Below are 5,816 nucleotides of genomic sequence, written 5' to 3'. Positions count from 1 at the left end.
AGTCTCCTGTCTCCTGACTCCTGACTCCTGACGACCGGCTACTGACTCCTAACTCCTGTCTCCTGAATCCTGACTGCTAACCCCACCGACCAACTTGTTCAGCAAACCCTATCTAGACTTGTAGCATTTCTGGGGTTTTTTCCTTCTGCTGCAGTGCGACGTGGAGACGGTTTAAGGCGCTGACGTAGGCACGAGCGGAGGCAACAATAATATCGGTATCGGCCGTGCGAGCAGAATAGGTGCGTCCTTCGTAACGGAGACGGATAGTCACTTCTCCTAAGGCATCGATTCCCTCGGTAACTTCTCGCACCGAGAAAGAAATTAATTCGTTAGGAATCTTCACCACTCGATTGATCGCTTTGCAGAGAGCATCCACTGGCCCTGTACCAATGGCCGCATCGGATAACTCGCTACCGTCGGGAGTGCGAATCGTTACCGTGGCCGTGGGTCTGGCGTTATTGCCACAGGACACCTGTACTAATTCAAGGCGGAAGTGATCGGGAACCGTGTCGATTTCATCGTTAACAATAGCTTCTAGATCGCGATCGGTGATTTCCTTTTTGCGATCGGCCATTTCTTTAAACTGGATAAAAGCGTTATTAAGTTCCGTTTCCGAAAGCTCAAAACCCAATTCCTGTAACCGAGAGCGAAAAGCGTTGCGGCCGGAGAGTTTACCGAGGACGATCTGATTATTAGTCAAACCGATCGATTCTGCATCCATAATCTCATAGGTGAGTTTATGTTTTAACACCCCGTCCTGATGGATTCCCGACTCGTGTGCGAAAGCGTTAGCACCGACGATCGCCTTATTCGGTTGCACGATCATGCCGGTAAGATTAGAAACTAGGCGAGAAGTGCGATAGATTTCCTTGGTGTTGATCTTGGTTAAAGGTTCCGTGGACTCTGGGGAACGACCGAGGAAAGGATTAAAATAGGAGCGCCGGACATGAAGGGCCATCACCAATTCTTCTAGGGAAGCATTACCGGCACGCTCACCGATACCGTTAATGGTACATTCCAACTGTCGAGCGCCATTTTTAACTGCTTCGAGGAAATTAGCCACCGCTAACCCTAAATCGTCGTGACCATGGACGGAGATAATCGCTTGGTCGATATTGGGGACATTTTCCTTAATACCACGGATTAAAGCCCCAAATTCGCTGGGGGTGGTGTAACCGACGGTATCGGGAATATTAACGGTGGTGGCTCCTGCGGCGATCGCTCTTTCGAGGACTTGATAGAGGAATTCGGGATCGCTGCGGCCAGCATCTTCGGGGGAAAATTCCACATCATTAAGGAAGGATTTGGCATAGGCCACCATTTCCGGCACAATGTCAAGAACTTCCTGACGAGTCTTCTTAAGTTTGTATTGGAGGTGGATATCAGATGTGGCTAGGAAGGTGTGAATTCTGGGCTTGGCGGCGGGTCTGAGCGCATCGGCGGCTGATTTGATATCTTTTTGGGTAGTGCGGGCTAATCCGCAAATAATTGGGCTATCAGCTTCGCTGCCGACGCTGGCGGCAATTTTCTGTACAGCTTCAAAGTCCCCCGGACTAGCGTGGGGAAAACCTGCTTCAATGACATCAACTCCCAGTCGGGCCAGTGCGCGCGCTATGGTTAGCTTCTCATCCACATTTAAAGCGGCACCCGGGGACTGTTCCCCATCTCGAAGGGTGGTATCGAAGATAATCACACGGTCTGGACTGGTATTCATAGTTTTTTTGTACCGTTAACGAACTTGGGAGTTGTTCCTCTGATTATAGCAGCCGAGGCCGAGGGGGTTGTTAAGGAAAATTGCCCTGAGAATTTCTCGACCTGCTCGCGCTTTTCCGGCTTGCCCTCTTTTTGGCTACCATAGAGGATATAGATAAATTGGCGAGGTAGTTAACAATGTTTGGCAAACCAGCGAAGGAACCGAACCCACCGGAGGTAAAAGACCTACAGGAAGTGATGTTTTCAATTAAGCAAAATCTCGAACCAGATCAGGATAAAGCTGATATTAATCTTGTTGTTCCTCCCACTCCAGAGGTAGTTACTGTAGTTGAAAATATTAGTAAAATTCTCTCTCCCTATTTTATCGTTATGGTGGGTTTATTCCTCTATGATCGGAATAGTTTTATCGGTTTTTTGTTAGTCTTTACGGGAGTTTTAGCGATTTTTGGAGTTTCTCTCAAGGATATCAATAAAATCTTTGAAGAAGGGAAAAAGTTTTTCCAATCTAAATAGGTTTCTCCTCTGGATAGAGCAGTTATCTTAATGGTGAGGTGGCAAGTCTCTACTGTTAGGAAACGACTAGAGGGATGTTTTTTTGAGTGATCAGTCAGTAAACAGTGAACTGATAACTGATAACTGATAACTGATAACTGATAACTGATAACTGATAACTGATAACTGATAACTGATAACTGATAACTGATATAAGATTATGTCTTTAGTTGCATCTTTACTCGATCGAGTATCTCCTCAGAGTTTACAACAATTGCGAGCCAGCGATCGAACTTGGCAAGCTTTGCGTTTAGAAAATCCGCTTATTCCTACGGTAATTAATCAAAGTCAAGAATCTTTAGGAGAGACGGATTTTGATCTAGTTATTGCGGGGGGAACCCTAGGAATTTTTATCGGGGCTGCTTTGCAAACTAGGGGCTGGCGTGTGGCATTATTAGAAAGAGGTATTCTGCGCGGTCGTGAGCAGGAGTGGAATATTTCCCGTTTAGAACTAAGCAGTTTTTTAGAGTTAGATTTATTGACCGAAGCTGAATTAAATCAAGCAATAGCGACAGAATATAATCCTGGGAGGGTGGGATTCTATCAAGGTTATGAGCTTTGGGTTAGAGATATTTTAAATATTGGTGTTGATCCGGTTTATTTGCTAGAGACTTTAAAAACTAAGTTTTTGCAAGCGGGAGGAAAGTTATTAGAAAATTCGGGGTTTAGCGGGGCGATTATTAATCCCGATGGGGTAATGGTTAAAACAGGAGAAATGACTTTAAAAACCCGTTTATTAATCGATGCCATGGGTCATTTTTCACCAATTGCAAAACAGGCAAGAAAAGGAGAAAAACCCGATGGAGTTTGTTTAGTGGTGGGTAGTTGCGGTCAGGGTTTTCCCAGTAATGAAACTGGTGATTTGATTTATTCTTTTACCCCAATCTTGCACCAATGTCAATACTTTTGGGAAGCATTTCCCGCTAGGGATGGTCGGACAACTTATTTATTTACCTATCTCGATACCCATCCCGATCGCTTTAGTTTAGAATTTTTGATGGAGGAGTATTTAAGATTACTGCCAGAGTATCAAAAGGTAGATTTAGAAGCGGTAAAATTTCAGCGTTTTCTAGCGGGTTTTTTCCCTGCCTATCGTCAAAGTCCTTTAAAAATGCCTTGGTCAAGAATTCTGGCAGTGGGAGATAGTAGCGGTAGTCAATCTCCGGTAAGTTTTGGTGGTTTTGGGGCAATGGTTAGGCATTTAAAAAGGCTAACTTTCGCCATCGAGGAAGCTTTACAAATCGATGCTTTAAACCGAGAAGATTTAGCACTTTTACAACCCTATCAACCAAATATATCGGTAACGTGGCTATTTCAAAAAACCATGAGTGTCCCGATGTCTGCTAACCCTAATCCCAATCAAATTAATGACTTAATGAGTGGAGTTTTTCGGGTAATGGATAAGTTGGGAGATGAGGTATTAAAACCGTTTTTACAGGATGTGGTGCAGTTTTCTTCCCTCTCGAAAACTTTGCCTTTGGTTAATCCTCAATTAGTTTTACCGATGATTCCACAAGTGGGTATCAGTCCTTTTATCGATTGGACGGGACATTATTTTAATTTAGCTTTGTATAGTGGTTTATATCCCTTAGCAACTAGCTTAAAACCTGTTTTAGAAAAGTTACCCGACCAGCAAAAATATCTTTATCATCGTTATTTGGATAGTTGGAAATATGGCTCTGGGGGAGATTTTATCAGTAAACAGTAAACTGATAAGTAGGTAGGCGTTAAAAGTTGTCAGATGCCCCCCTTATTAAGGGGGGATTAAGGGGGGATCCCCCCGCCTATCGGCACCCCCCTTATCAAGGGGGGCAGGGGGGATCGAACCTAAAATCCATTTTTAATTTAATTATAACCAGCTACTTAACTGATAACTGATAACTGATTTAATCTTTATCTTGAAAAAATTGTTGATCGAGATAATTGACTTTAGCATAGGGTTCTAAAGCGGAGAGAATTTGTCGGCCATAACTGCGAGCATTGACACGATTATCGAGGACAGCCACACAACCTTGACACTCCCGGAGAGACTGAACAGATTTCTGAATTTCCCTCACTGCTGTGGGTAAAAGATAGGCACGAAACCAGTCGAGATGTTGTCGTTTGTAGTAAGCAATTTTGCCAGCAACGAGAGGATTTTCGGGGGAAGGTAAGGGTAAAGTAGCGATAATTAATAAACTGGGAGTGAGAAATTTTTCTTGATGAGTTTGCCAGAATTGCCAACCACAAACGAGAATAGTATTACTATTAATTTCAGTTTTTTCCACTTGCACTTGCGAACCGTAATCGGCTGCGATTTGGGTGGCAATTTGTGCCTTGAGGGGAACATCTTCAATCAGGATCACGATCGGTTGTTCACTGGTATGATTAGCACTAACTAATTCCCGCACTTGCTTTAATAACATCGGTTGAAATTCGGGGGTGTTGGGGGCGCTGATGCGATCGGGTAGATATAAATGAATATATTCACTTTCGCGATCAGCTGCAAACTTTAGAGTTAAAATATCTCCGATACCCTGATTTTGACGGTATAAATTAGCGGATTTTTCGCTATCTAAAAAACTGCCGATTAAAACAAAGGGTTGCTGCTGCCAAATCGGTTTGAAAAAACTAGCCACCTCCAAAGGGCTGATTTTTAGGGTAAATTCTTCTCGCTCTCGATCTACTGATGTCCAGAGGAGATAATTATGCTCGGGTATTTTTGCCGCTAAAAGTTGCCAAACAGAGTCAGTGGTTAAGTCTTGATGCACGCGTTGTAGCAGAGCAATTATATATTCTTTTTCCTTGGCATCAATAAGATAGCAATTATAGGGATTAATGGGATGACCAAGAATACTTTGGCTAAGTTGTGCTTTAATTAAGTCTATAAACTCTCTATGCTGGGGATATGCTGACTCTAAAGCGAACCATTGTTCGGGAGTAATGGTGACGGTGAGATAATCTACTAGACAAGTTTCTAAATCTTCGGCTCGATCGATTATGGTGGGGATATTCTGGGGAAAATGGCCGAGATTGCCCAATTTATCCTCTAACCATTGTTGGGGTGTGGTGAGGAGTAAACCGGTAAAATTAGCCGGAAAGCGATCGCTTTTGAGGATGTCTCGCTGAGTTTGTAACCATGCTTGCAGATGGGGGATTTCCACTTCTAACAGTAGGTTTACTTCCGACTCTGGGGCAACAATCAGAACAGGTGTATCAACCAAAAGGGCTGGGGTGAGATAACTGAGACAATAACGGGTGAGAGTAGTTCCAGTTTGTATGAGAGAGGACCGTTTTAAGCGTAAGGCTCTAGCCACCAGTCGCCCCATAGTGAGATGATGAGACCAATAAAAGCGCCCTTGTTCCCGTAAAAAAGCGCGTAGGGAAGAATGAACCGCTGCTTCTAATAAAACCATCTCATCTCAGTTATTGGTTATCAGTGATCGATCATCGGAAATTTTGGGTCTGAAACCCCGCCGTTCTAGGTTGGCTTTACGTTAGAATTAAAAGGCCAGTCTCGAAAACCAAGTGGACGGCGCAGCACCTTGAAAACTCGGCTTAGGGGGTTCCGA

General features: G+C 43.8%; 4 protein-coding genes. 2 read left to right on the top strand and 2 right to left on the bottom strand.

Annotated features, from left to right (window positions below; genetic code table 11):
* Positions 1-112: 112 nt before the first annotated feature.
* Positions 113-1,714, bottom strand: coding sequence for a 2-isopropylmalate synthase (locus IQ242_RS14955; protein WP_193960501.1), 1,602 nt, complete (start codon positions 1,712-1,714; stop codon positions 113-115).
* Between the two features lie 176 nt (positions 1,715-1,890).
* On the opposite strand from IQ242_RS14955, the gene IQ242_RS14950 reads away from it, so the two are divergent.
* Both IQ242_RS14950 and IQ242_RS14945 read left to right on the top strand, forming a co-directional pair.
* Entirely contained in the window at positions 1,891-2,226 is a 336-nt protein-coding gene (locus IQ242_RS14950; protein WP_193960500.1) for a hypothetical protein, read from the top strand.
* Between the two features lie 199 nt (positions 2,227-2,425).
* The gene (locus IQ242_RS14945; RefSeq protein WP_193960499.1) at positions 2,426-3,973 is read left to right on the top strand and encodes an FAD-dependent oxidoreductase; all 1,548 of its coding nucleotides are present in this window, start codon (positions 2,426-2,428) and stop codon (positions 3,971-3,973) included.
* A 178-nt stretch (positions 3,974-4,151) separates the two neighbouring features.
* Here the strand turns inward: IQ242_RS14945 and IQ242_RS14940 are convergent, their stop codons facing one another.
* Positions 4,152-5,660 carry a helicase C-terminal domain-containing protein gene (locus IQ242_RS14940; RefSeq protein WP_193960498.1) on the bottom strand — a complete coding sequence of 503 codons (1,509 nt, stop codon included), beginning with the start codon at positions 5,658-5,660 and terminating at the stop codon, positions 4,152-4,154.
* Positions 5,661-5,816 lie beyond the last annotated feature (156 nt).

Source organism: Microcystis sp. LEGE 08355, assembly GCF_015207185.1.
In the GTDB taxonomy this organism is placed as follows: Bacteria; Cyanobacteriota; Cyanobacteriia; order Cyanobacteriales; family Microcystaceae; genus Microcystis; species Microcystis panniformis.
The sequence above is the reverse complement of the archived record's forward strand: the minus strand, read 5'-3'. Positions and strand labels throughout refer to the sequence as shown.